Origin of the sequence: Hydrosulfovibrio ferrireducens (assembly GCF_046883345.1) — a bacterium.
In the GTDB taxonomy this organism is placed as follows: Bacteria; Desulfobacterota; Desulfobulbia; order Desulfobulbales; family Desulfurivibrionaceae; genus Thiovibrio; species Thiovibrio ferrireducens.
On sequence record NZ_JALKCW010000020.1, the window covers coordinates 98,679 to 123,352 of the forward strand.

Below are 24,674 nucleotides of genomic sequence, written 5' to 3' on the forward strand. Positions count from 1 at the left end.
AGTGGTCACAATGAAGGTGCGTACACTGTTTTTGCTGATTGTCCTGGTTGCAATTGCTTCTTTTGCCGCGCTCAACTGGAGCGCCTTCATGGCGCCGGCCACGCTTTCCTTGGGGGTCGCGAACATTCAGGCGCCGCTCGGCCTGGTCATGCTTGGGATGACGGTCTTTCTCGTGGTGCTGTTCTTGGTGTTCGTGGTGTATTTGCAGACTTCGCTGCTGCTCGACACGCGCCGGAACGCACGGGAATTGCAGGCCTGCCACGAGCTTGCCGACCAGGCCGAGGCATCGCGGTTCACGGAACTGCGCGGGTTTCTGGAGGAGGCGTTGAAAAAACAGGCCGATGCGGACGCTGAAACGAGGGCGGCCATGCTGGCAAGGCTCGCTCAGCTCGACCGGGATCTGCGCTCCGCGATAGAAGAGTCGGGAAACACGCTCAGCGCCTACATCGGTGAACTGGAAGACCGGCTCGAAAGAACCAAGGGATGATGTGGGGGGAATTTCCGGGAAAGCCTTTTTTTAGGAAAATCCGGGAGGGATCATAGTCGTTGGGGTTCAATGCCCACCCTTTGTTGGCTCCTTTTTGCCGGCAACAAAGACCCCCACCGTCATGATGAGATTGGTGAAGATAATGATGGCGAAGGTCAGGTCCGTGAAGTATTCGCTGCCCCTGATGTTGGCTGATGCCGGCAAGGTCGCCAGAACCGCGGAAGCAAGCCCGCGGGGGAGCATGGACATCATCAGGCCCCGGTCGTTCTTTTTTTCCGGGTAGAGCGCAACCGTAACCCCGACGCTCATATACCTTACGACAACGATGATAAGGAGCAGGGCGAGACTGCACAGCACGAAGTCCAGGTCGATCCAGGAAAAGGAAACCATCATGCCGATGTAGACAAAAAAGAAGGTCCTGATGAAAAAGGTCATTTCCCCATGGAAGAATTTGATGGTGCTGTTCACAAGGGAAGTGTTCTTGATTTTCAGGAATTTGCTGAAGTCATGGCTGTTGCCGAGGATTATCCCGAAAACGAGTATCGCCATGGCGCCGCTTCCCCCCAGGAAGCTGACCGCGCCGAAGGTTGTGAGCACCGCCGCCAGGGTGAACATGTATGCATATTTTCGTGCGCTGAAGTGATTGAGAATCTTCAGCCAGAACAATCCCGCGACAAGGCCCAAAACAATGGCGATGGAAAATGAGCTGAAAATGGTGCGAAACGGGGTTTTGATCCCGATGTAGCCGAGGGTGATGATTTCTATCAGGGATATGGTGCAGATGACGGCAAGAACATCGCTGAGCGCCGATTCGATGGAAAGAAGGGTCTTTGTTTCCTCCTTGATCCCCATTTTGTTGATGATGGGAATGACCACCGGGGCGCTGGTGCAACCGAGGATGGCGCCAAGGAGAAGGCTCAGCAGCAGATCCCAGCCCCGAACAAAATGGAGAAAGCAGGCCAGGGAAACGGTCGAAATGGTAAAGGACAGGAGGACCAGGAGCGAGGCTGTGCCGAACTCCTTGAGCAGCTTGTCAATATCCATGTCCATCCCGCCCTCGAAGAGGATGATGATGAGGGCGAGGGTGCCGAAATATTCGGCGAAGGGCGCAAGGATCTGCGGTTCTATAAGGCCGAGCACGGGGCCGAGAAAAATGCCGATGCAGAGAAGCAGGAGGACATCCGATATTTTGGTTTTTTCGAAAAAAACATTGCCGAAGAATCCCGCCATGATGATTATTCCGGCAATGAGAAAAACGAAAGCAACGTCCATTTATGCGCCTCATCGTGTGGTTTTGCGAAAATGCCTGAATGAAAATCTTTCCCCAAGAGCCGTTTTTTCCGGGGTTGCCTGACGCCGCTGTCTTTCCGCACTCCGCGTGCGGCAGAGGCTAGGCGATTTCTCGTTGGGCCAGGGCGATGGCTCCGCAGATGCCGGCGTCATCCCCAAGAAGCGGCGGCACGATGAAGCGGTCGATATCCTCTTGCAGCGGTGGGGAAACGAGGTAATCGTTCAGGGCGATTCGCACCCGCGCGCGGACCATCTGGAAAAACCGGTCCTGGCCAAGCTGCCCGCCCTTTCTGACGCTGCCGCCGATGATCACCCGTTGGGGGGATAACACGCACACCAGATTGGCAACGGCGTAGGCAATGTACTGCGTCTCCCTGTCCCAGGCTTCATGCTCCGGCGGAATCGCTTCCGCCGCCATCTTCGCCCGCGCCAAAAGCGCCGGGCCGGAGCACAATCCTTCCCAGCAGTCGCCATGAAACGGGCATACCCCGGCAAAGGCATCGCCCGGAATGCGGGGCAGCCGCAGGTGTCCCATCTCGGAATGGACAAGTCCGTGCAGGAGCTGCCCCCCCACCATGACTCCCCCGCCGATGCCCGTGCCGATCGTGATGTAGATGAAATCGTGCAGGCCTTCGCCGTTGCCCCAGTAAAATTCGCCGAGGGCGGCGCCGTTCACATCCGTGTCGAAGGCCAGGGGGATATCCGGGAATACCCTGCGCACCGCGCCGAGAATGTCGGTGTTTCGCCAGCCGGATTTGGGGGTCGAGGTGATCTGTCCGTAGGTCGGGGAATCCCGGTGGAGATCGATTGGGCCGAAGGAGCCGATCCCAATGGCCTGGAGCTTCCCGCGCCGGCGTTGTTGCTCGCCAAGCCAGTCCGTGACCTGGGCAAGGACGTGCTCGGGACTATCTCCGGACGGAAACTCGATCCGGTCCAGGTCCTGCGGGCAGGTGCCCACCGCGCAGACGAATTTGGTGCCGCCGGCCTCGATTGCTCCCACCAGCGCATTTTTGAGACTCTTGTGCATGGGACTCTCCCGTGATGGTGTCTCGACCCCTTAGCCGGGCAGGGTATTGCCGGCAGGGGGTGGCTCCGGCGCTTTCCCGGCCATGCCTTCTGTGCCGGGCGGCATGGTTCTGATGTGGACATCCCGTTGCGGAAAGGGGATTTCCATGCCCTCTTTCTGGAAGGTTTCCCAGATCTTCAAAAGAACATCGCTCTTTACATTCTTGACCCCGTTGGCCGGATCGTTGATCCAGGCGCCCAGCTCCAGATCGACGGAGCTCTCGCCAAAGGCGACGAGCAGGCATCGGGGCGGCGGATCCTGGATGATCCGCTCCGTCTGCCGGGCTGCCTCCTCGCAGAGGGCCATGGCCTTGCGCACGTCCGCGTTGTAGGAAATGCCCACCGGAATAATCAGGCAGACGGTGCTGTTGCTGAACGACCAATTTTCCACCTGCTGGGTGATGAGATCCTCGTTGGGGATCAGGAATTCCTTGCCGTCCGGGGCAATGAGCGAGGTGTAGCGGGCGCCCAGGGAGTTGACCCAGCCATAGGTCTCGCCCACGGTGATCACGTCGCCGGGCTTGATGGATTTGTCCAGCAGGAGGATGATGCCGCTGATCAGGTTGGAGAAGATCTTCTGCAACCCGAAGCCGATGCCCACGCCCACCGCGCCGGTGAAGATGGTGAAGCCGGTGAGGTCGAGGCCGACGATCCGCAGCCCTACCAGGATGGCGGCGGTGATGAGGGTGATCTTGGAGAGCTTGATGAACAGCACCTGGATGGAAGGCGAAAGCGTCGAGTTTTCCCGGATGCGCTTTTCCAGCAGATGGGAGAGGAGGCGGGCTCCCCACAGCAGCAGCGCCAGGGTCAGGAAACCTGTGAACACGGTGAGCAGCGAAAGGCGCAGCCCGCCGAACTTGAGGGCAAAGCGATCGAGCAGACTGATGGTCGGTCTCAGCAGATCCAAAATGTTGAGGGCGGCAAGGGTCCAGGCGAGGACGGCAATCAATCTGATCCAGGCGGTGTTGTTAAAAAACAGGGAGGCGGTTCGGATAACAATCCAGGCAGCCAGGAGATGGACGACAATGGTGAGCAGATTGTGCGGCCACTCGGCTTCCACGGCGACCAGCAGCGAAACCAGTTGCAGGAAAAGCCAGAGCAGAGGCGTGGCCAAGGGCAGCACGGCAACGAGAAATTGGCCGAAACGTTTTTGCGGCAGTTCGGGCGTGGAAAATTTCCGGTTGATTCTGTTGCCGACCAGAAAGGCGATGAGCAGGGCCGCGATGATAAGCAGCGCTTGAGCAAGGTTGTCGTAGGTCAGGACATGCCGGAGCAGCCAGTCGTGAATCACTGTAAGCTTTTTTTCGCGGATTGCGGAAAGCCAGAGGCTTTTCATAAAGGATGTTTCCGTGGGAGAGAGGAGTAAGGGTGTGGATGCTATCCCTGCAGGAGCATGAGGGAATACCGCAAGTATACCAGCAAAACCAGGATGAGCAGAGAAAAAAGCGTAATCGGGATGCCAACCCTGGCGTGTTCCTTAAAGCTGATCTCGATCTGGAATTTTCTGGCCTGCTCGATGACGATGAGATTGGCGATGCTGCCGATGATGACCAGATTTCCGGCAAAGGTGCTGGACAGGGCGAGAACGTACCACTGTTCCGGCACCCCGGGGTCGAGGAACTTGACCAGGAGCATGGCGGCGGGCACATTGCTGACCAGGTTGCTCATCAGGGTGGAGATTCCGGTGAGGGCAAAGAGGTTGGTGATGGTCAAGCCTTGTCCGGCCATGGCTTCCATGAGCAGACGGGGGATCTCGCGGCTGGTTATGCCGTGGACCACGATGAACAGGGCGCAGAACAGGGTGATCAGGTGCCAGTCCACCAGTTCCATGATCCGGCGGGAGTGCATTTTCCGGCTGCACAGCAAAATCCCGGCCACGGTGATGGCGGAAAGCTCCCTGGGGATGGGCGTGAAGAACAGCCCAACCAGGGCCAGCATGGCCAGAAGCCCCTTACCGCTTTGCCAGCGATCGAGCTCGGGCCAACCGGGTGTTTGTTCCGCGGTTTGGCGAGCCGTGGCAATGGCAAAACGGCCCGTGTAGGTGCGGCAGAGAATACCGTAGGCGCCGGCCAGGGCGATGAGCGTTGGCGGTCCGCACCAGAGCAGGAAGCTGCCGAAGTGCAACTGGCCGACCTGGCCGATCAGCATGTTCTGGGGGTTGCCGATGATGGTGGCGGCGGAGCCGATGTTGCTCGCGGCGGCAAGGCCCAGGAGAAAAGGCAAGGGGTTGAGCCCCTTCTTGAGCAGGACGAGGCAGAGGACCGGGGTAAAGGCCAGGCAGACAATGTCATTGGCCAGCAGGGCGGAAAGCAGGGCCGCCGTCAGCATGCTGGTGAGGAGAAAAAGCCGGGGGTGGTCCAGTATCCCGGTGGTGCTGTTGATGACCCAGGTGTAGAAGCCGCCCAACCGGAGCTGGGCGGAAAGCACCATCAGCGAATAGAGCAGAATGATGGTGGGCAGGTCGATGGCGGTCATGGCTTCGGTGAGCGGCACGATGCCGCAGGCGATCATGGCGATTGCCCCCAGCAGGGCGATGCCGGTCCGGTCCAGCATCAGGCCGGGAATCCGGCCGAGGGCCACGCCGAAATAGGTTATAATAAAAATGATCAGGGCAAGATCTGGCATGTGCTATCCTGAAGATAGAGTTGAAAGACGGGACAAGCTTTATATATCCCCGAGGGCTTGGTTAAGGCAAAGGGTATGTGGGGTGGATGGGTAAAAAAAGGGTTCCTTGGAACTTTTGGGGGCTGCGGAATAAAATCAGTTTGTTCATTTCTTTGCTTGCCCAAAGAAACGAACCAAAGAAAGGGCCCCCGTGTCACTTGTCCCGCCGAAGGCGGGATGCCCGGAGTTTATGCCCCGCATGGGGTACTCCTCGATGCTGCCGGGGCTTTGCAAACTCGCTGCGCTCAGACAGTGCAAATCCCCTTTTCGGCAGCCTCTCCGGTGCTCGGCGGCGTGCCAATGGGAATTTTCTTCTTCTCCCCCATTTGTCCTGCCGCGCCTCGCAGACGGGGGCGGAAAAAGACGCTAAAACTGTTTGAGGGCGAAGCCCGAGTTTTTTAGCGTCCCGCCCTCGTCGAGAAGCAAGGGAAGCCCGCAGGGCCAGGACTGGCTGGGGTGCCTTTTTCTTGTTTCTTCTTTTGGGCACGCAAAAGAAGAAAGAAAAACTGCAGAACGACTCCTTCCCCCATTTCTTTAGGAATTACCAAAGGAGCCAACAAATCCGCCGCAATTGCCTCTGTCAAAAGTTTGACGTTTCCGCCCTTGACAGCGGCTGGGGGCGAGCTTACGGTAGTTGCAGAACACGGCCGGGGGGGTGCCTGGCTGATCATCTTCTTCTGTTTAAGGAGCAACGGCTATGCAGTTCGATAAATTCACGGTGAAATCGCAGGAAGCGGTGCAGTCTGCCCAGAATCTGGCCCAAAGCAAGGGGCATCAGGAGATCCAGCCCGAGCATCTCATGCGGGTTCTTCTTGATCAGCCCGATGGGGTGGTGGTGCCCATTCTGCAGAAGATGGGGGTGGACCCGGGTCTGCTGAGGCAGGAGATGGATGCGCTGTTGACCAAGCTGCCCCAGGTGAGCGGCGGCGGCTATACCCAGGCCTATGCCGGAAAACGGTTCCAGGCCCTGCTGGACCGGGCCTTCAAGGTGGCAGGCGAAATGCAGGACGAGTACGTCAGCCTGGAGCATCTGATTCTCGCCGTGCTCGACGACAAGGACTCCCCGGCGGCCCAGGCCTTCAAGCGCAAAGGGGTAACCCGTGAGGCCTTTTTGCAGGCCCTGGTCGCCATCCGTGGCAGCCAGCGGGTCACCGACCCCAACCCCGAGGAGAAGTACCAGGCCCTGGAGAAATACGCCCGCAACCTCACCGATGTTGCCCGGCAAGGCAAGCTCGACCCGGTAATCGGCCGGGATGACGAGGTGCGCAGGGTGATCCAGGTCCTTTCCCGGCGGACCAAGAACAACCCGGTCTTGATCGGCGAGCCAGGCGTGGGTAAGACCGCCATTGTCGAGGGGCTGGCCCAGCGCATCGTCAACGGCGATGTGCCGGAAACCTTGCGCAACAAGCAGGTGCTCTCCCTCGATCTGGGCGCGCTGGTGGCCGGGGCCAAGTACCGGGGCGAATTTGAGGACCGGCTCAAGGCGGTCTTGAAAGAGGTGGAGAAACGGGCCGGCGAGGTGATCCTCTTCATCGACGAGATCCACACCCTGGTCGGGGCCGGGGCAGCGGAAGGGGCCATGGACGCCTCCAATATGCTCAAGCCCGCCCTGGCCCGGGGCGAGCTGCACTGCGTCGGCGCCACCACCCTGAATGAATACCGCAAGTACATCGAAAAGGACGCGGCCTTTGAGCGCCGCTTCCAGCAGGTCCTGGTGCAGGAGCCGTCGCTCGACGACACCATCGCCATCCTGCGCGGGATCAAGGAAAAATACGAGGTCCATCACGGGGTGCGGATCAAGGATTCGGCCACCGTTGCGGCGGCGACCTTGTCCAACCGCTACATCACCGACCGTTTTTTGCCGGACAAGGCCATCGACCTCATCGACGAGGCTGCGTCCCGTCTGCGGATCGAGATCGATTCCATGCCCACCGAGATCGACGAGGTGGATCGTAAGCGGATCATGCTGGAAATCGAGCGGGAGGCCCTGAGAAAAGAAAGTGATGTGGGCTCGAAAGAGCGGCTGGCCAAGATCGAGGCGGAGCTGGCCGAGCTGAACGAGAGTCTGACCGCCATGAAGGGCCACTGGCAGTTGGAACGGGATATCATCCAGAAGATTCGAAAGGTCAAAAGCGATATCGACGAGGCGCGGGTGGCCGAGCAGCAGGCCGAGCGCCAGGGCGATCTCAGCAAGGTGGCGGAGATCCGCTACGGCAAGATCGTGGAACTTGAAAAGCAGCTTGGTGCCGAGAATGCCCATTTGGCCGAGATCCAGCAGGATCGCAAGATGCTCAAGGAAGAGGTGGATGAAGAGGATGTGGCCCAGGTGGTGGCCAAGTGGACCGGCATCCCGGTGGACCGCTTGCTCTCCGGGGAAAAGGAAAAGCTGGTCCATGCCGATACCGAGCTGGCCCGGCGGGTGGTGGGCCAGACCGAGGCGATCACCGCCGTGGCCAACGCGGTGCGGCGTGCCCGGGCCGGGCTCCAGGACCCCAACCGGCCCCTGGGCTCTTTCATCTTTTTAGGCCCCACCGGGGTGGGCAAAACCGAGCTGGCCCGGAGCCTGGCCCATTTCCTCTTTGACACGGAAAAGGCCATGATCCGGATCGACATGTCCGAGTTCATGGAAAAGCATTCGGTCTCCCGCCTGATCGGCGCGCCTCCGGGCTATGTGGGCTACGAGGAAGGCGGCTATCTCACCGAGGCGGTGCGGCGCAGGCCCTATTCGGTCATCCTTTTTGACGAGATTGAAAAGGCCCACCCGGATGTGTTCAACGTCTTGCTGCAGATCCTGGACGACGGCCGCTTGACCGACGGCAAGGGCAGGACCGTGGATTTCAAGAACACCATCCTGATCATGACCTCGAACCTGGGCAGCCAGTTGATCATGGAGCTTGGCGAGAGCCGGAGAGCGGAGATGCAGACCCAGATCGACGCCATCCTCCATGCCCAGTTCCGGCCCGAGTTCTTGAACCGGATCGATGAGATCATCATCTTCCATTCCCTGGGCAAGGAACATCTTGCCCGGATCATCGACATCCAGGTGGGGCTGCTCACCCAGCGGCTGGCCGAGCAGAAGTTCAGCGTCAGCCTGACCGACGCGGCCAAGGAGTACCTGATCGAGGTGGGCTACGACCCGAGTTACGGGGCAAGGCCGCTCAAACGCGCCATCCAGCGGTATGTTCAGGACGGGCTGGCCATGAAGATCCTGGACGGCACCTTTGGTGAGGGCGACACCATCGTGGTGGATCGGGGCGAGGCAGGGCTTACCTTCGGCAGGGGATGAAGATAGGTTAAAGGTTAAAGGTGCAAGGCAAAAGGCAGAAAAAAGTTCCCTCGCCCCTCGCCCCTCGCCCCTCGCGGGAGAGGGATAGGGAGAGGGGGAAGATGCCGAATGCACAAGAACAACCGGACAGTACTGGCCGGAAGTGAAAAATAGGCAAAAGAAGCAGGCGCAAAGCAAAAGGGTGACCGGGATTGTGGATGATCCGGTCACCCTTTTGTGGTATATGGGGTGGTTTGTGGAAAGGGTGGGATGGTTCGGATCTGGGATCTTTTGTGGATGCGTAAAAAAGAGCCCTTCGGCAGGCTCAGCACGAACGGGAGTTGTCCTGAGTTCATTGACTCTTTCCGTTCGTGCTGAGCCTGTCGAAGCACCTGTAGTTGGGAGATTTTGTTCTTTTGCGCGCCTTTTATCTTTAGTCATGGGTAGAACATATGGAAAATCAGGAAAACACACCCCGCATTGTTGAGCTGGTCGGCCAACGAGCGGCCAACATTTTTTCAGCCCGGGGCTACTGCTGCTCCGAAACGGTGATTGTCGTCATCAATCAGGGGTTTCGCGGCGATCTCAGCCCTGAGATGGCCGTGCGCCTGGGCTCCGGTTTCTGCCACGGCATGGGCGGTGCCGGCTGCACCTGCGGCGCGTTGGCCGGGGCGGAGGTCGCCATCAGCCTTTTTCTCGGGCCGCGGCAACCCGGCGGAATGAAGGCCAAGGAGTTTGAAAAGGTTGCCAAGGAGATGCACGACCGTTTCCGGGCCCGCTTCACCGCCACCTGCTGCCGGGTGCTGCTCAGGCGGCGCAAGGAAAAGAACGGCGCCACCTGTAAGGAACTGACCGTGGGCGGGGCCGAGATCGCGGCGGAATTGATTCTTACGCAGCGGCCGGAGTTGGCGAGCAAGTTTGATCTGGATTTTCTCACCACTCGGGAATCAAAGGTCGGGGCTTTGGCCAAAAAACTGCTGGGCCGGGAATAAATCATGTTCTGTTTTTTTAAAAAAATGTGCCGGAAAGCCCTCCATGGATAAGGTGCAATCCATCCGGCTGAAGGGTCTGGAAATTTCCCCCCCGCTCTTTCTGGCCCCCATGGCCGGACTCACCCATTCCGCCCTGCGGCGGCTCATTCTGGAGCAAGGCGGCATCGGCCTGTTGTCCACCGAGATGCTCTCCGCCAAGCGGCTGCCCATGGAAAACGCGGCCCTCTCCCCCTATCTGGTCCGTGCCCCCCAGGAAATCCCCCTTTCGTATCAACTGCTGGTCAGCCGGGTGGAGGAGGTCGCCCCTGCGATTGCCAAACTGCACGCATTGCAGGCAGAGGCCATCGATCTCAATCTGGGCTGCCCGGCCCCAACTGTGCGTCGCATGGGGGCGGGCAGCCGCCTCATGGATGAACCCGCCCTGGTGCGGGCTCTGGTGGCGGCGGCCAGAAAGCAGACCGACCTGCCCCTTACCGCCAAGATCCGGCTGGGCGAGACCCTGGATGAGGACAAACTGCGCGATTTCTGCCGGATGCTGGAGGGAGAGGGGATTGATCTGCTGAACGTGCATGCCCGGCTCCGGGGCGAACCGTTCGTGCGCAAGCCGCGCTGGCCATGGGTCGGCAAGGTGAAAGGCTGGATGAATATCCCGGTTGTGGCCAACGGCGGGATTTTTTCGGTGGAGGACGCCAAAAACTGCCTGGCCCAATCAGGGGCGGACGGCCTCATGATCGGCCGGGGTGCGGCGATCCGACCCTGGATCTTTGCCGAGCTTGCCCGCGAGGTGTACGGCCTTGCCGTGGAAGTGCCGGTGCTGAATAAAATGGCGCTCTACCTGCGCTTCATCGAGCTGCTGGAGGAAAGTTTTTTGCCGGAGCGGCGCTTGGGCCGTCTCAAGGAGTTCACCCATTATTTTGCCAAGAACTATCCCTTTGGGCATCATTTGGCCTCGGCTGTGCAATCCAGTAGTTCCCTGGCGCAAGCAAGGGAAAGGGCCTGCGCCTTTTTGGCCAAGAGCGAGGCGCCTGCCGGGGATCACTGAGCGGAGAGCTGCTCGCAACTCTGTATTTTCATGTCGATGAGGCCGTCCGGCTGACTTTGTAATCCATCTGTTCTTCCCGGCTGTTCCATGGCTCCTTTTCGACACCTGTCATTTTCGTATTGAATTATTGTTATGGGTCATGACTAGAACAGCACTTTGTCGAGGCCCAAAACCGTTGTCTGGCCATAGAGGTCAAGGGTTCCGCCCGCTGGGAAAAAGAGGATCTGGCAAGCCTCAAGACGTTTGTCGCCCGCCCCCCCATTGTCCCGCCGGTATCCTGGCCTATAACGGTACCACCCCGGTCCGGCTGGGGGATAAACTCTGGGCGATTCCCCTCTCTTTACTCCTTTCATAATTCCCCTCAGATTATTTGATCGGTCCACAAGAGGGAATGGGGATATTCTTGACGAAGAATGCCCCCATTCCCTCTGAAATATTATTTTCCAGCCTACGGGTTGGATGCCGGGAATTCACGCTCAATGACAATCTCTACCCGGCGGTTGTTGGCGCGTCCCTCGGGAGAATTATTATTGGCGATGGGGGTGTCCTCACCCATGCCGCGGGCCTGGATGCGATCGGCCGGGTATCCTCTCCGGACGAGGTAATCGCGGACCGCATTGGCCCGACGCTGGGAGAGACCCTGGTTATACGAACCGGACCCCTGGGAATCGGTGTGCCCTTCAACAAGGAGGTTACGCGTCCGGACCGATTGCAGAGCATTGCCCACCTGATCAAGCTTGGCCAGCGCCGAAGGCATTAAGGTCGCCTCGGCGGAGCGAAAGAGGACTCCACCGGAGAGGGTGACGACCAGACCGCGTTGCTCTTCCTTGACTGCGGCAATGGCGGCGAGTTCAGCCAGAGCGGCGGCGTTTCGCTTCTCGGCGTCGCTCAAATCCTGCTTTACCTTGGCGATTTCGGCCTGCTGCCGCTGATAATCGGCGTCAGCTTGGTCTTTGGCAGCCTGGACCGCGGCCTGTTTGTCGAGTTCAGCCCGCGCATCGGCGGTCTGTTTCTCGGCGTCGCTCAAATCCTGCTTGCCCTGCTTGACGATGGCGGTCTGCTTCTGAGCAAAATCAGCTTCCGCTTTCTCCTCCCTTGCCTTGCTGGCGGCTGTTGCCCCGAGAGCCATCGCCTGCTCGGATTTGCGCAGGGCCACATAAGCAAGATCCTTGGTCTTTTGGGAGTCTGAATCATCCTTAAATGACTGTTCCGCCAGATTGAGCGATTCCTTCGCCTTGTGTAATTCCGCCGGCACCAGTTGTTTGGCATCTCCCTCGCTCGCCTGTTGATACGCAAAACGGGCGTTGGTCAGTTCAATGGGCGGCACGGTTGCGCAGCCGGCAACCAGGGCGGCGGAGATAATTGGGATCAAAAAATGTCGTGTTTTCATAAAAGTCTCCTTTGGGGTCATTGGTTGTCTTTCCGGAGTTGACGAACGCGCTCCAGTGCTGTCTGGGCCTCCACCCTTTGGGCATCCTCGTGGGAGAGCGCCAGAGCCAGTTCTGCGTCAGCTTCGGCCCGCAACAGCATGGACGCGGCCTCTTCCTTCTCGCCCTTTGCCGCCAGACCCCTGGCAAGTTCGAGTTCTTCCCTTGCTAATTGCAAATGAAGTGAGGCCTGCGGAACTTTGGTCGCCCCGGCTTCCTCGGCGGCACGGATTCCAGAAGTTGTGGATTCCGTCCGTAGCGGGACGTTTTTTGCGCATCCCGAGACAAGTGCCGTGGCCACAAAGGCTACGGCAACCATCATTTTCCCGATCTGTAATTCCTGTCTCATTGAGTCCTCCTTTTGTCCTTGAATACCTGGTTGGATCATTGAATCTTCTTTGTCCCGCTATGGTAGAGCAGAATGCGTGCCAGGAATGTCCTTGGATGAATATAAGTTCTTATCCTGCCGGAAACATTGGCTTGCCGGAAGTGATAATCTTAAGGAAAGGCGGAAGGGGGAATGGCCCTGTTTCCTGATATGTCAGAAGATCACTGACATATCAGGTATATTTTCGGCTCCCTGGGTTTCCCGCTGTCTCCCGCCTTTCGTAACTCCCCTCGGCTGGTCTCATTTTTTTTGCCCATCTAGGACACCATTTGTCCCAGGTGGGGTGGTATGCTCTGCACATGGTCGGGGAAATTTCCGGCCTCGGGATACGGAAAAACTACGGGGAATCCCTTTGTTTCTTGCCGGAACTTTCGGGGTGCAATACTGTGAATCCTGACAGGGATTTTGTGCTTTAAAGAAGAGGGCCATCTATGGTTGCCACCTACTATAAATATTGGGGGAAGGCGGAAAAGGCCGAAGAAGGCAAGCCGATCCGTTATCACCTCCTTCCCTATCACTGCTTGGATGTGGCGGCTGTGGTGGCAGTCTGGTGGAATGCCAGCCCGGCGATCCGTCGTAGCTTTTGTGATGGTGCCAAATATCCAGAAGAGCAGATGCGGGCCTGGGTGCTCTTTTTTGCCACTCTCCATGATTACGGAAAGTTTGACCTTCGTTTTCAGCACAAGGTTCCCGCCGTTTGGCAATTACTTCACCCTCTTGCCGGACGTGGGTTGCCACTTCCGTCGCAATTCGATTGTCTGAGCTACCGACACGGCGAAAACGGATTGTCATGGTTCAAGCAGGATTTTTTTGCAATCTCAGGCTGCGATAAACCCCCAAATACCCTTTTCATAGATGAGTGTGAGCCTTCGCAATGGCTGACGTGCAAATCTTGGATCGAGGCAGTAGCCGGTCACCACGGGCATATAAAAAAGGCGGAATATGTTGCCGATGCTGCGTTGCCGTCAATTTGCGATAGTCGATTTGCCGAGGTTGATCGAATAGCACGCCGTGATTGGTTGACGGCGCTTGAAAAACTCTACCTCCAACCGGTAGCGCTCTCGATCAATGACTTCCCTCCTGTTTTATCACCAATGATGGCCGGATTATGTTCCGTGGCTGACTGGCTTGCCTCACGGTGTGATGAAATCAATTTTACCTTCCAGCAAATCCCGGAACCGCTGAAGGAATATTTCGAGCGAAAGTTTACGCAGGATGCCCGTCGTGTCTTTAAACAATCGGGTATTGAGGGAGCAGCCAGGAGTTACGACGGGGTAAGATCTTTACTTCCGGCCTCGGTCAACCCGCGTCCTTTGCAAGCCAGAATTAACGAATTGCCGCTTGAACCCGGCCTGACCGTTATTGAGGCACCAACCGGTTCCGGCAAGACCGAGGCTGCTCTTGCGTATGCCTGGCGTTTGCTGGCGACCGGGTTGGCTGATTCCCTAATATTTGCCTTGCCGACTCAAGCCACCGCGAATGCTATGTTGGGGCGCTTGGAAAAACTGGCGGGCAAACTTTTTGATGAGTCGCCAAACCTGCTGTTGGCCCACGGCTCGGCTCGCTTCAACAAGGACTTCTCGCAACTCAAATATAAGGGGCTGGCTGATACCAGCGAGCCAGACGGCTGGGTGCAATGCAGTTCATGGCTGGCGGAAAGTCGCAAGCGGATCTTCTTCGGCCAGATCGGCGTTTGCACTATCGATCAGGTGCTCATCTCCGTGTTGCCGGTCAAACACCGCTTTGTGCGGAGTTTCGGTGTTGGCCGCAGTGTTTTGATTGTTGATGAGGTTCATGCCTACGATGCTTACATGTACGGCCTGCTCGAAGAGGTGTTGCGGCAGCAGTGTGGCGCTGGGGCCTCGGCCATACTTTTGTCGGCAACTCTGCCAGCCGCCCAGAAACAACAACTTTGTGAAGTATGGCAGCCTGGCTGTGGGGGCAACGGTAACAAAGCCACACCCTACCCACTGATCACCTGGGTCGGCGCGGCTGAACCGATATGTTTTTCGCTCAGAAAAGATGAGCAACAAGCGAGCAACGAGGTGGGGATTGAATGTCTGCGGGCCAGCAAATTGGAGCTGGACGATTCTCTCCTTCAGCGCATCGCCATGGCGGCAGATGGAGGGGCGCAGGTGGCGGTCATCTGCAATCTGGTCAATGACGCGCAGCGGGTCGCCAGCCTTTTGCGTGCAACGACAACGGCCCCGGTTGATCTCTTTCACTCCCGGTTTCGTTTTAAGGATCGGCAGACCATTGAAGGAAAGATCATCAATCTTTTTGGCCCCCTGGGTAATCGCGATATAGGAAGGATACTGGTGGCAACGCAGGTGGTCGAGCAGTCGCTCGATGTCGATTTTGACTGGATCGTTACTCAGCTTTGTCCGGTAGATTTACTCTTTCAGCGGTTGGGAAGGCTGCACCGCCATAGACGCGATACTCGCCCGAAGGGTTTTACAGAACCGTTTTGCACAGTCCTGCTGTCCTTGGATGGGGACTACGGTTATACCGGGAAGATCTACGGAAACACCCGTGTGCTTTGGCGCACGGAGCAAAGACTTGCCGCTGCTCCTGAGGAGAAAATTGTTTTCCCCGTGGCCTATCGGGAGTGGATCGAGGCGGTCTATCAGGAAGAGTCGTGGCCGGATGAGCCGAAATCAATAACGAACGCTCATGGGATGTTCTGTGACGAACTCTTTGTCTCACGGTGCAAGGCGAGACAGCAAATCGATTCAGCGATGAATCCCTTTGCCGATACCGACGAGGCAGTGACTGCTCTTACCCGTGAGGGCGAGATGGGACTGACGGTGATTCCGTTTGTCGATTCCCATCAGGGGCGGCAGCTGCTCGACGGTGAAGTGGTAGCTGTTCTGGATGATTTTCACCGGGCTGAAGCGTTGGCCATGAACAGCATCAATGTCCCTGCTCGCTGGGGCTATTGGTTGCGGGAACTGACGGAGAAGGATGACGAAGGCCGCTATTGGCTGGAAATGCATAAACAGGAGGAGGGTTATGTTATGGAGGGGAAAAACAAGATTCTTCGGTATCGGCAAGATACCGGACTGGAGAGGATGAAATGAACCTGTTGACGGAACCTTGGATACCTGTCCGCCTCCTGCCAGCAGGGCGACCGGAGAAGATAACGCTGAGTCGGCTGCTGTGCGAGGATGGCCACTGGGAATTGTGCCTGCCGCGTGACGACATGGAGCTTGCGGCCTTGCAGATGCTCGTCTGTATGGCCCAGGTAATTTTTACCCCAAAAGATGTTGGGGAGCTGAAGCAGCGGATAGTTTCACCCATGTCACCAGAGGTATTTGATTCCGGATGTGCGCCCTTTCAGGACTGGTTCCGGCTCGACCATCCAGACTACCCGTTCATGCAGGTGCGGGGAGTTAAAGCCAAGGAATTTACCCCCATGGACAAGCTGCTGGCTGGGGTGACCGGAGCGACCAACAGTTGCTTCGTCAATGAGCCTGGGCTTGCCGCATGTCTCTGTGAAGGATGCGCGGCTATTGCATTGTTTAACCAAGCTAGTAATGCACCCAGTTTTGGCGGGGGGTTCAAAGGGAGTCTGCGTGGGGGTGCTCCGGTCACAACGTTGGTACAAGGGGAACATCTCCGACAAACGCTCTGGCTCAATGTTCTCAGTGAAGACAAGATAATTGAAAACTTCCCTTGGCATCAGGAAACTAAGAAACAGCGGCCAAGCTGGATCGAACCTCTCAAGGCTGGAGAAGTTGTACCTGCCCAGAAAATCGGCTTGCTGCGGGGACTTTTTTGGCAGCCGGCGCATATAGAACTTCTTGCTTCCGATGGTGAGCAATCCTGCAGTTGCTGTGGCTTTGTCGCGAAGAGATTGTGTGATCGGTTTAACAAGGCCAAATTCAACTACACAATAACTGATCTTTGGCCACATCCTCACGGGGCGAGGATAGCCAAAGTCAAGAATGGGGTGCGTGAAGAAAAATTCGTCTCTTTCACCACTACGGCCCCGGCCTGGACGCAGTTGAGCCGTTTTGTCGTTCAACGTCAGATTGATGGCAGGAATGAAGGACAGGAGCCCTCCGCCGTTGTTCGGCAAGCTCAGGGAGTCATAAAGAGCCTCAGGTTGAACATCGGTGGTTATCGAAACAACCAAGCGTCAATCATTGAGCGCCGCCACGAAATAATATTTCTCAATGACGGCTGGAGCAGCAAGACCGGTGTTGTACATGAACTTGTTGGGTTGGCTATCGGTTACCGCGATGCACTGAACAAGGCGTTGTTCGTATTCTCCAATGGATTTAAAGATGCCAAGGGGTCAAAAGTTAAGGGCGCGGGGGTATCAGTGCATGAGGTGGCAAAAGAACAATTTTACCGCCGTACTGAAGATACCGTGCTCGATAGCTTAGCGAGTATCGATTTTGCCAACCCGGCGCCGGTGCTGTTGGCAATGGGAGAGAGGCTGCGGTTGCTCGATATTGAACTTTTCGAGAATTCGGTCCGTCCTTACTTGAACGATCCGGAGTTGGTTAGAACCATGGCAATTTCACGCAATACGTTACGAAAACACCTGAAAGCACTTAAACCGCAACAGGATGGGGAGGAGTGACAATGGAACGAACGGATGATTTCATGAGACTGTATCAGAAATGGAAACAGTTGGCGCCCGGCCCACGAGCCGAGTTGCGGCGGGTGAACAGCCCTGCTGAATTACTGGAGATTCCGGCTTTCTACCGGCTCTTCAGCGGTATGGGCAGTAAGGAGTGGGAAAAGGAAGCCGTTCAACGGTTAATTTTTTGTCTTCCTTGCATCAAAGGCCATACCGATCAGCTAATTTCCCTCGGCGCTGTTCTGGCAAAAAAGCGTGGCGGTGGCCAGGCAGCGGTGAGCGAGAAACGCCTTTTTCAAGTGATTCGCAGCAACGCGCCCAATGACATGGTGCAATTCCGCAGGATTCTCAAAATGGTAGAGCCGATTGTCAACTGGCCGAAGGCAGCGGAGACGCTCTGGTACTGGAATGACCGGAGCAAGCGCGACCTGCTTGAGCAGTATTTCCTAAACAACCCGACAGATTGAAAACATATAAAGGAGCACACCCGTATGAAAAATTTCATCAATTTCCACATCCTCATCTCCCACAGCCCTTCCTGTCTCAATCGGGACGACATGAACATGCAGAAATCAGCCGTTTTCGGCGGCGAGCGCCGGGTCCGCATCTCTAGCCAGAGCCTCAAACGTGCCATCCGCAAGAGCGAATACTATCGGCAGCATCTCGGAGAGGCGAGCATTCGTAGCCGAGATCTTGAACTGCTGAAAGATGAATTTTTGGAACAGCTCGGAGATGAGTTCAAGGAGGAGACCATCAAGGAAGCACTTGAGCGATTTGCAAAAACGAAATCAAGCGAAGACGAAGATGATGATATTCAGGAAGAAGGCGACAGCGAAAAGGGCACAGTCAAGAAAATTGCCGTGGCCCCTTGGATAACGGATGAGTTCAAGGTTATCTGCCAAATTGTCAAGGAGGTCAGGGATGTAGGATTGTCCTCCGAGGAAGAGGAGAAGGCAAAGCAGGTGTTCGAGAAACAGAAGGGGAAAAAGAAAAAACCTCTTGAAAATTTTATTGATGCTGCTTTCGGGAAAAAAATCGATAAGCAGCTCGAAACCAATCGTGAAGCTTTGCTGAAGGCGATTGGGTCAGCCGTAGATGTAGCATTGTCCGGGCGCATGGCCACGGCTGGCTTGATGTCAACTATTGACGGCTCTCTTGCCGTTGCCCATGTATTGACTACCCATAGCGTTGATTCGGATATCGACTGGTTCACTGCCGTGGATGATCTTCAGGAGTTGGGTTCCGGTCATCTCGACACTCAGGAGTTTTCCAGTGGAGTCTTTTACCGTTATGCCAGCTTGAATCTCCGACAGTTGCAGGTGAACCTTGGCTTGCTCCCGGACATGAAATCGCCGGAAACCAAAGCAAGCCGCGAACGGGCGCTGGAGATAGCCGTCCACCTGCTCCACATGCTGGCGACAGTGGTCCCCTCTGCCAAGCAGCAGACCTTTGCCGCGCATAACTTGGCTGATCTTGCCATGGTTTCTTTCTCCGATATTCCGGTGTCGTTGGCCAATGCCTTTGAAAAATCAATTCGGAGTTACAACGGCAGCGGGTTTAAGGAGCCGTCAATCAATGCACTTCATACTTATTGGCAACAAGTCCACAGCGGCTATGGGTTAACCGAGCGATGCGGCGAATTTCTCCTTGGTCAGGCAGAAGTCCCTTCGGATATTCTTCCCAAGAAAACCCTTGAGGAGCTTAAGACATGGGTACGTTCCAACGGTGAGGGATAGACATGAGAGAATATCTCATCCTCAAATTGCAGGGTCCAATACAGTCGTGGGGTGAACATACCTTCGAGGGGAAACGCCCATCCGGTAACTTCCCAACCCGAAGCGCTCTTCTTGGCCTGCTTGGGGCCTGTCTCGGTATTCGCCGTGACAACAGGCAGCGGCTTCAGCAATTGGCTGACAGCGTTTGTTTTGCCGTGCTCAAGGAAGAGCGATTCCTGGTGAAACGCAACGGGAGCAAGACCCCATTGCCGATGATCAAGGTCACTGATTATCACACGGTGCAAGATGCGCGGGTGGATTACTCCGGGTTGAAGAGCCATGAAACGATTCAGACCTGGCGGGAATACCTCTTTGATGCTGCCTACACCGTCGCGATCTGGAGTACGCTGTCGGCAACCATCAAAATTGATGAACTCGAACCGGCAGTCAAGGCCCCAATCTTTACGCCATACCTGGGAAGGCGAAGTTGTCCACTGGCCCGGCCACTCTTTGCGGCCCGGATTGCGGCGGAAAATGTTCAGGCAGCACTAAGGAGGGTTGAACCAGTAGGCGGGACAATCTACAGCGAAGAGCAGGGAGCGGTGCGGACGATTCGCCTGCGTGACGTGCCGTTGGTCCAGCAGCCCCGCCAATTTGCCACCCGTAACGTCTATGTGTATGGAGGTCCCAATGTTTCTGAGTGAGGTCATGATCAGCGGGGCGGCTTGCCGTAACCCGTACGAAATCCACAGAACTTTGTGGAAACTGTTTCCGTCTGCATCCGATGCGGGGAGGGATTTTCTTTTTCGCGTCGAGCATTCCGGGCAGCAGAACGCCGAAGTGTTAATGCAGTCCATTCGTGAGCCGATTGTCGTGACAGTCCGGGAGGCGCAGTTACTCCGTAGCAAGCTTTATCCGTTATCCTTGCAGCATGGGCAACGGCTCAGGTTCAAGTTACTGGCCAATCCGGTCAAGACCATCAACGATGAAGGTGGCCGTCTGAATGCCGAAGGTGGAGTCAAGAAGTGCCGGGTGCCGTTGCTTCATGATGAAGAGTTGCAGGCATGGCTGATCCGGAAACTGAGCGGGGTCGCAGAGATCGAATCGATTGTAGTGGAAAAACGACCGCCCATGAACTTCCGCAAGGCAAGCGAGAGGTTAGTCGGAAAAGTTCAGCCGGTCTGCTTCCAAGGCCTCTTGTCAATTGTAGATCCGGCAGAATTGGAAAGCTTGGTGCAAAGCGGTATCGGCCCCGGCAAAGCCTTCGGTTGCGGGCTGTTATCGCTGGCGAGGTGTTGACATGCACAACAAACTGGTTGTTTTCAAGAACAAGGAAATCCGGCGGACCTTGCACAACAACGAGTGGTGGTTTTCGGTTGCTGATGTTGTCGAGGCATTGACCGATAGTGCCGACCCTCGCCAGTACATCAAGAAGATGCGACAGCGTGATCCTGAGCTGGAGTCCTACTGGGGTACAAATTGTACCCCACTTGAAATGGTGGCCCCAGACGGAAAAAAACGGGCAACGAACTGCGCCAACACCGAGGGAATCTTTCGTATCATCCAGTCTATCCCCTCGCCTAAGGCCGAACCATTCAAGCGCTGGCTGGCCAAGGTCGGTTACGAGCGGGTTCAGGAAATCGAGGACCCGGAGCTGGCCACCAAACGGACCAAGGCGTTGTACCGGGCCAAGGGGTATTCCGACGCCTGGATCGAAAAGCGGATGCGCGGTATCGCTGTTCGGGCCGAGCTGACCGATGAATGGAAAAATCGTGGGATCAACGGGGAACCTGAGTATGCCATCCTGACCTCTGAAATTTCCAAGGCCGCCTTTGGCCTCACCCCTTCGGAATACAAGAACCTGAAGGGGCTGGAGCGGGAGAATCTGCGCGATCACATGACCGACCTGGAGCTGATTTTTTCCATGCTTGGCGAGGCCGCCACCACCGAGATCGCCCGCAGGCAGGATGCCCAGGGCTTTGGCAAGAACAAAATCGTAGCCCGCAAGGGTGGGCGGATTGCCGGCGAGGCGCGGGAAAATCTGGAGAAGGAAACGGGGGGAAAGGTGGTGACGCCTGAAAACTATTTGGCTGAACCGGAAAGCCGGAAACGGCTCACAAGAAAGAAAAAAGGGTAGCCCATGACCGAGCCGATCCTCCCACCGCTTAAGCCCATACCTATAAAGGACCGCGTTTCCGTTCTGTTTCTCGAACGGGGCCAGCTTGATGTTCTTGACGGGGCCTTTGTCCTGGTGGATAAAAACGGGGTGCGTACCCATATCCCGGTCGGCGGAGTGGCCTGCCTGATGTTGGAGCCGGGGATCAGGGTATCCCATGCCGCCGTTACCCTTGCCTCGCGGGTTGGTTGTCTCTTGGTCTGGGTCGGAGAAGCGGGAGTACGGCTGTATGCCTCGGGGCAGCCTGGTGGGGCAAGGGCCGACAGGCTTCTGTATCAGGCAAAGCTGGCGTTGGACGATGCGGCCCGCCTGAAGGTGGTGCGGAAAATGTACGAGTTGCGGTTCCATGAAAAGCCGCCGGAAAAGCGGAGTGTCGAGCAATTGCGGGGCATCGAGGGGGTTCGGGTGCGCAAGATGTATGAACTTTTGGCCCGGCAATACAGGGTGCCGTGGGTAAGGCGCAATTATGATCATACCAGTTGGGGCAGTGGCGATCTTCCGAACCGATGCCTCAGTTCGGCCACCGCCTGTATGTATGGGATTTGTGAAGCGGCGATCCTGGCGGCTGGTTATGCCCCGGCGGTTGGTTTCATCCATACGGGTAAACCGCAATCTTTTGTGTATGACATCGGAGATATATTCAAGTTTGAAACCGTTGTGCCGGTGGCATTCCGTATTGCGGGCAGGAACCCTTCGAATCCGGAACGGGAGGTGCGGCTTGCCTGTCGGGATGCCTTTCGCCAGAGCGGACTGTTGAAGCGTATTATTCCGACCATTGAGCAGGTTTTGGCGGCAGGAGAGCTATCGCCGCCAGTTACCCCCGAGGAATCGGTGGCTCCTGCTATACCCAACAAGGAGCAAATGGGCGATGCTGGTTATCGTGGTTGAAAACGCGCCTGATCGCCTCAGGGGGCGTCTGGCTGTGTGGCTGCTGGAGATACGGGCCGGGGTGTATGTGGGGAAAGTTTCCAGAAGGGTGCGGGAGATGATCTGGCGGACCGTCGCGGAGGGAATTGCCGACGGCAATGCCGTTATGAGCTGGTCAACCAATACCGAGTCCGGTTTCGATTTTTTGACGTTGGGGGCCAACCGGCGAATACCTCTTGAGTTTGATGGGGTAAAGCTTGTATCGTTTTTGCCTGAAGCGGCATTTGCCACGGAAGGGTAGAACGATCATAAATAACAGGCTAAAAGTTGGTAGTTTTTTGTTCTTTGAAAATTAAACGGATTTTCAAAGGGATAGAGGAAGTATGTTCCCCACACCCGTGGGGATGAACCGAAGGCGACCCGGTTTTGTTGCCGTGCGAAAAAATGTTCCCCACACCCGTGGGGATGAACCGCTGCACGACGCGGAGAGATGTACCCGCAAACCATGTTCCCCACACCCGTGGGGATGAACCGTTTTCAACCAGACCGCGAACACGGTCGGGCAAATGTTCCCCACACCCGTGGGGATGAACCGCGGCTGATTGCCGAGCGTTATCCATTCGCCACATGTTCCCCACACCCGTGGGGATGAACCGAAAAACCATTTGCAAGAATTATTTTGTGCCCAATGTTCCCCACACCCGTGGGGATGAACCGGCTGGCTTTGTAGCCAACCGCCTGCTACACGCATGTTCCCCACACCCGTGGGGATGAACCGATGATCCCGGCCATGAAAACGGTCAATAAGGAATGTTCCCCACACCCGTGGGGATGAACCGTCGGCGCAGATGGTGCGGTGTCGGCAGAAGAAATGTTCCCCACACCCGTGGGGATGAACCGCGGCTGCAGGTGGCAATGTCAGACTGCAGCGAATGTTCCCCACACCCGTGGGGATGAACCGGCGCGGGATTCTTCATCGAGCGAGCTGATGGTATGTTCCCCACACCCGTGGGGATGAACCGTTCGTTGGGCCGCTGGTTATTGGCGGCGTTATATGTTCCCCACACCCGTGGGGATGAACCGGTGGCCGAGGTGCTGGAGCTTACCCCAGAAAAATGTTCCCCACACCCGTGGGGATGAACCGCTCCCCCGCTTATATCATCCGTCACGGTTGCGATGTTCCCCACACCCGTGGGGATGAACCGTATCCTTGGTGTCCATTGCTTCCTCCTTAATAATGTTCCCCACACCCGTGGGGATGAACCGGTACTACGACATCCTTGAGAAAGGGGCTACCGATGTTCCCCACACCCGTGGGGATGAACCGGTGTAGTACGCGGCTGTGGCGTATTCAGTTGAATGTTCCCCACACCCGTGGGGATGAACCGTTCACATTCTTTATTCCGAGAAGCTGAAACGCATGTTCCCCACACCCGTGGGGATGAACCGGCAGCGTAATATCAGGCCGAACCCGGGAGAAAATGTTCCCCACACCCGTGGGGATGAACCGCTCGACTTCTCTTCCGTCTTCTAGCTCGTGGTATGTTCCCCACACCCGTGGGGATGAACCGTCCGCTCCATGCCGATCCTCACCGAAGCCGAAATGTTCCCCACACCCGTGGGGATGAACCGGTACTCAGGACAAAAAGTAATCAGCCCGTGGAATGTTCCCCACACCCGTGGGGATGAACCGCCTCCCCCGTTTCCTTTTATGGCGCGACAACAATGTTCCCCACACCCGTGGGGATGAACCGCCCCACCGTCATGTCCGTGTGGGCGTGGAGGAATGTTCCCCACACCCGTGGGGATGAACCGAGACGGCCCAGGTAGATAGTGCCGCCGAGGATATGTTCCCCACACCCGTGGGGATGAACCGGCACTGACTTCACCACCACCTTCGACCCGCTGATGTTCCCCACACCCGTGGGGATGAACCGAGCCCAGAAACGCGCATTCAGTCTCAAGTTGCATGTTCCCCACACCCGTGGGGATGAACCGATAATGGTTGCCGGGGTGGCGGTAAACATTGCATGTTCCCCACACCCGTGGGGATGAACCGGCGCGGGAGAAAAACTATGACGGCATCCTGTCATGTTCCCCACACCCGTGGGGATGAACCGGTCTACGCAAAGACAAACGGCCTTGCGCCTCTATGTTCCCCACACCCGTGGGGATGAACCGTCCATAATCAGCCTATGATTTCCAGGTTATTTATGTTCCCCACACCCGTGGGGATGAACCGGTCCAAAATCGGCTGGAGTGATGCCGGATCAAATGTTCCCCACACCCGTGGGGATGAACCGGTGGAGATGCTCCCGGATTGGGAACGGGTGGCATGTTCCCCACACCCGTGGGGATGAACCGGCGGACAATACGTTTTTCTCCACCAGATAGTAATGTTCCCCACACCCGTGGGGATGAACCGCTCGCGGGCCATGGTTCGTTTAATCTCTACCGATGTTCCCCACACCCGTGGGGATGAACCGACGCTGTCAAAATCCTTTGCCTTTCCCCGTTCATGTTCCCCACACCCGTGGGGATGAACCGTCGCCGGCGGAGTGAAATCCGAGCGCACTCTTATGTTCCCCACACCCGTGGGGATGAACCGGTTGTCCCCTCTCAGGGTGGCATCTGTCAGGTATGTTCCCCACACCCGTGGGGATGAACCGTTGCTTAAAGACACACTGTGGTCAACCGGGCTATGT

General features: G+C 56.8%; 19 protein-coding genes and 1 CRISPR repeat array. Of the genes, 13 read left to right on the plus strand and 6 right to left on the minus strand.

Features of this window, described 5'->3' with window-relative positions:
- Positions 1–10: 10 nt before the first annotated feature.
- Entirely contained in the window at positions 11–487 is a 477-nt protein-coding gene (locus MWR57_RS09530) for a BAR domain-containing protein (RefSeq protein WP_423124581.1), read from the plus strand.
- A 66-nt stretch (positions 488–553) separates the two neighbouring features.
- Here the strand turns inward: MWR57_RS09530 and MWR57_RS09535 are convergent, their stop codons facing one another.
- The 4 genes from MWR57_RS09535 to MWR57_RS09550 all read right to left on the minus strand — a co-directional run bounded on the left by MWR57_RS09535 (position 554) and on the right by MWR57_RS09550 (position 5,467).
- Positions 554–1,759 carry a cation:proton antiporter gene (locus MWR57_RS09535; RefSeq protein ID WP_423124582.1) on the minus strand — a complete coding sequence of 402 codons (1,206 nt, stop codon included), beginning with the start codon at positions 1,757–1,759 and terminating at the stop codon, positions 554–556.
- A 118-nt stretch (positions 1,760–1,877) separates the two neighbouring features.
- Positions 1,878–2,804: an ROK family protein gene (locus tag MWR57_RS09540; protein ID WP_423124583.1), complete on the minus strand. Its 927-nt coding sequence runs from the start codon at positions 2,802–2,804 to the stop codon at positions 1,878–1,880.
- Between the two features lie 30 nt (positions 2,805–2,834).
- Positions 2,835–4,178 carry a mechanosensitive ion channel family protein gene (locus MWR57_RS09545; RefSeq protein WP_423124584.1) on the minus strand — a complete coding sequence of 448 codons (1,344 nt, stop codon included), beginning with the start codon at positions 4,176–4,178 and terminating at the stop codon, positions 2,835–2,837.
- Between the two features lie 41 nt (positions 4,179–4,219).
- Positions 4,220–5,467 carry an SLC13 family permease gene (locus tag MWR57_RS09550; RefSeq protein WP_423124585.1) on the minus strand — a complete coding sequence of 416 codons (1,248 nt, stop codon included), beginning with the start codon at positions 5,465–5,467 and terminating at the stop codon, positions 4,220–4,222.
- A 736-nt stretch (positions 5,468–6,203) separates the two neighbouring features.
- On the opposite strand from MWR57_RS09550, the gene clpB reads away from it, so the two are divergent.
- The 3 genes from clpB to MWR57_RS09565 all read left to right on the plus strand — a co-directional run bounded on the left by clpB (position 6,204) and on the right by MWR57_RS09565 (position 10,805).
- Positions 6,204–8,792, plus strand: coding sequence for an ATP-dependent chaperone ClpB (gene clpB, locus MWR57_RS09555; RefSeq protein ID WP_423124586.1), 2,589 nt, complete (start codon positions 6,204–6,206; stop codon positions 8,790–8,792).
- Between the two features lie 431 nt (positions 8,793–9,223).
- Positions 9,224–9,763, plus strand: coding sequence for a C-GCAxxG-C-C family protein (locus tag MWR57_RS09560; protein ID WP_423124587.1), 540 nt, complete (start codon positions 9,224–9,226; stop codon positions 9,761–9,763).
- Between the two features lie 43 nt (positions 9,764–9,806).
- Positions 9,807–10,805 carry a tRNA dihydrouridine synthase gene (locus MWR57_RS09565; RefSeq protein ID WP_423124588.1) on the plus strand — a complete coding sequence of 333 codons (999 nt, stop codon included), beginning with the start codon at positions 9,807–9,809 and terminating at the stop codon, positions 10,803–10,805.
- 448 nt (positions 10,806–11,253) lie between these two features.
- Here the strand turns inward: MWR57_RS09565 and MWR57_RS09570 are convergent, their stop codons facing one another.
- Both MWR57_RS09570 and MWR57_RS09575 read right to left on the minus strand, forming a co-directional pair.
- The gene (locus MWR57_RS09570; protein ID WP_423124589.1) at positions 11,254–12,195 is read right to left on the minus strand and encodes an OmpA family protein; all 942 of its coding nucleotides are present in this window, start codon (positions 12,193–12,195) and stop codon (positions 11,254–11,256) included.
- 17 nt (positions 12,196–12,212) lie between these two features.
- The gene (locus MWR57_RS09575; protein WP_423124590.1) at positions 12,213–12,581 is read right to left on the minus strand and encodes a hypothetical protein; all 369 of its coding nucleotides are present in this window, start codon (positions 12,579–12,581) and stop codon (positions 12,213–12,215) included.
- A gap of 470 nt (positions 12,582–13,051) precedes the next feature.
- On the opposite strand from MWR57_RS09575, the gene cas3 reads away from it, so the two are divergent.
- From cas3 to cas2e, 9 genes are read left to right on the plus strand one after another with little or no spacing between them, the layout of a single operon-like run.
- A complete protein-coding gene (gene cas3, locus MWR57_RS09580; protein WP_423124591.1) occupies positions 13,052–15,700 on the plus strand; it encodes a CRISPR-associated helicase/endonuclease Cas3 in 2,649 nt (882 codons plus the stop codon).
- On the plus strand, positions 15,697–17,211 hold the full coding sequence (casA, locus tag MWR57_RS09585) for a type I-E CRISPR-associated protein Cse1/CasA (protein ID WP_423124592.1): 1,515 nt from the start codon (positions 15,697–15,699) through the stop codon (positions 17,209–17,211). The genes cas3 and casA overlap by 4 nt, the downstream gene beginning before the upstream one ends.
- A gap of 2 nt (positions 17,212–17,213) precedes the next feature.
- Positions 17,214–17,678 carry a type I-E CRISPR-associated protein Cse2/CasB gene (gene casB, locus MWR57_RS09590; protein ID WP_423124593.1) on the plus strand — a complete coding sequence of 155 codons (465 nt, stop codon included), beginning with the start codon at positions 17,214–17,216 and terminating at the stop codon, positions 17,676–17,678.
- A gap of 24 nt (positions 17,679–17,702) precedes the next feature.
- Complete coding sequence (cas7e, locus tag MWR57_RS09595) at positions 17,703–18,947, plus strand: type I-E CRISPR-associated protein Cas7/Cse4/CasC (RefSeq protein ID WP_423124594.1); 1,245 nt, start codon at positions 17,703–17,705, stop codon at positions 18,945–18,947.
- A 2-nt stretch (positions 18,948–18,949) separates the two neighbouring features.
- Positions 18,950–19,630 carry a type I-E CRISPR-associated protein Cas5/CasD gene (gene cas5e / locus MWR57_RS09600; RefSeq protein ID WP_423124595.1) on the plus strand — a complete coding sequence of 227 codons (681 nt, stop codon included), beginning with the start codon at positions 18,950–18,952 and terminating at the stop codon, positions 19,628–19,630.
- A complete protein-coding gene (gene cas6e / locus MWR57_RS09605) occupies positions 19,617–20,225 on the plus strand; it encodes a type I-E CRISPR-associated protein Cas6/Cse3/CasE (protein WP_423124596.1) in 609 nt (202 codons plus the stop codon). The genes cas5e and cas6e overlap by 14 nt, the downstream gene beginning before the upstream one ends.
- A gap of 1 nt (position 20,226) precedes the next feature.
- Positions 20,227–21,063: a BRO-N domain-containing protein gene (locus MWR57_RS09610; protein ID WP_423124597.1), complete on the plus strand. Its 837-nt coding sequence runs from the start codon at positions 20,227–20,229 to the stop codon at positions 21,061–21,063.
- A 3-nt stretch (positions 21,064–21,066) separates the two neighbouring features.
- A complete protein-coding gene (cas1e, locus tag MWR57_RS09615; protein ID WP_423124598.1) occupies positions 21,067–21,990 on the plus strand; it encodes a type I-E CRISPR-associated endonuclease Cas1e in 924 nt (307 codons plus the stop codon).
- Positions 21,971–22,270, plus strand: a complete 300-nt coding sequence (gene cas2e / locus MWR57_RS09620; RefSeq protein WP_423124599.1) for a type I-E CRISPR-associated endoribonuclease Cas2e — start codon at positions 21,971–21,973, stop codon at positions 22,268–22,270. Before cas1e ends, cas2e begins: the two co-directional genes overlap by 20 nt.
- An 82-nt stretch (positions 22,271–22,352) precedes the next feature.
- Positions 22,353–24,638: a CRISPR direct-repeat array (repeat unit 29 nt; unit sequence ATGTTCCCCACACCCGTGGGGATGAACCG).
- The last annotated feature ends 36 nt before the right edge of the window (positions 24,639–24,674 follow it).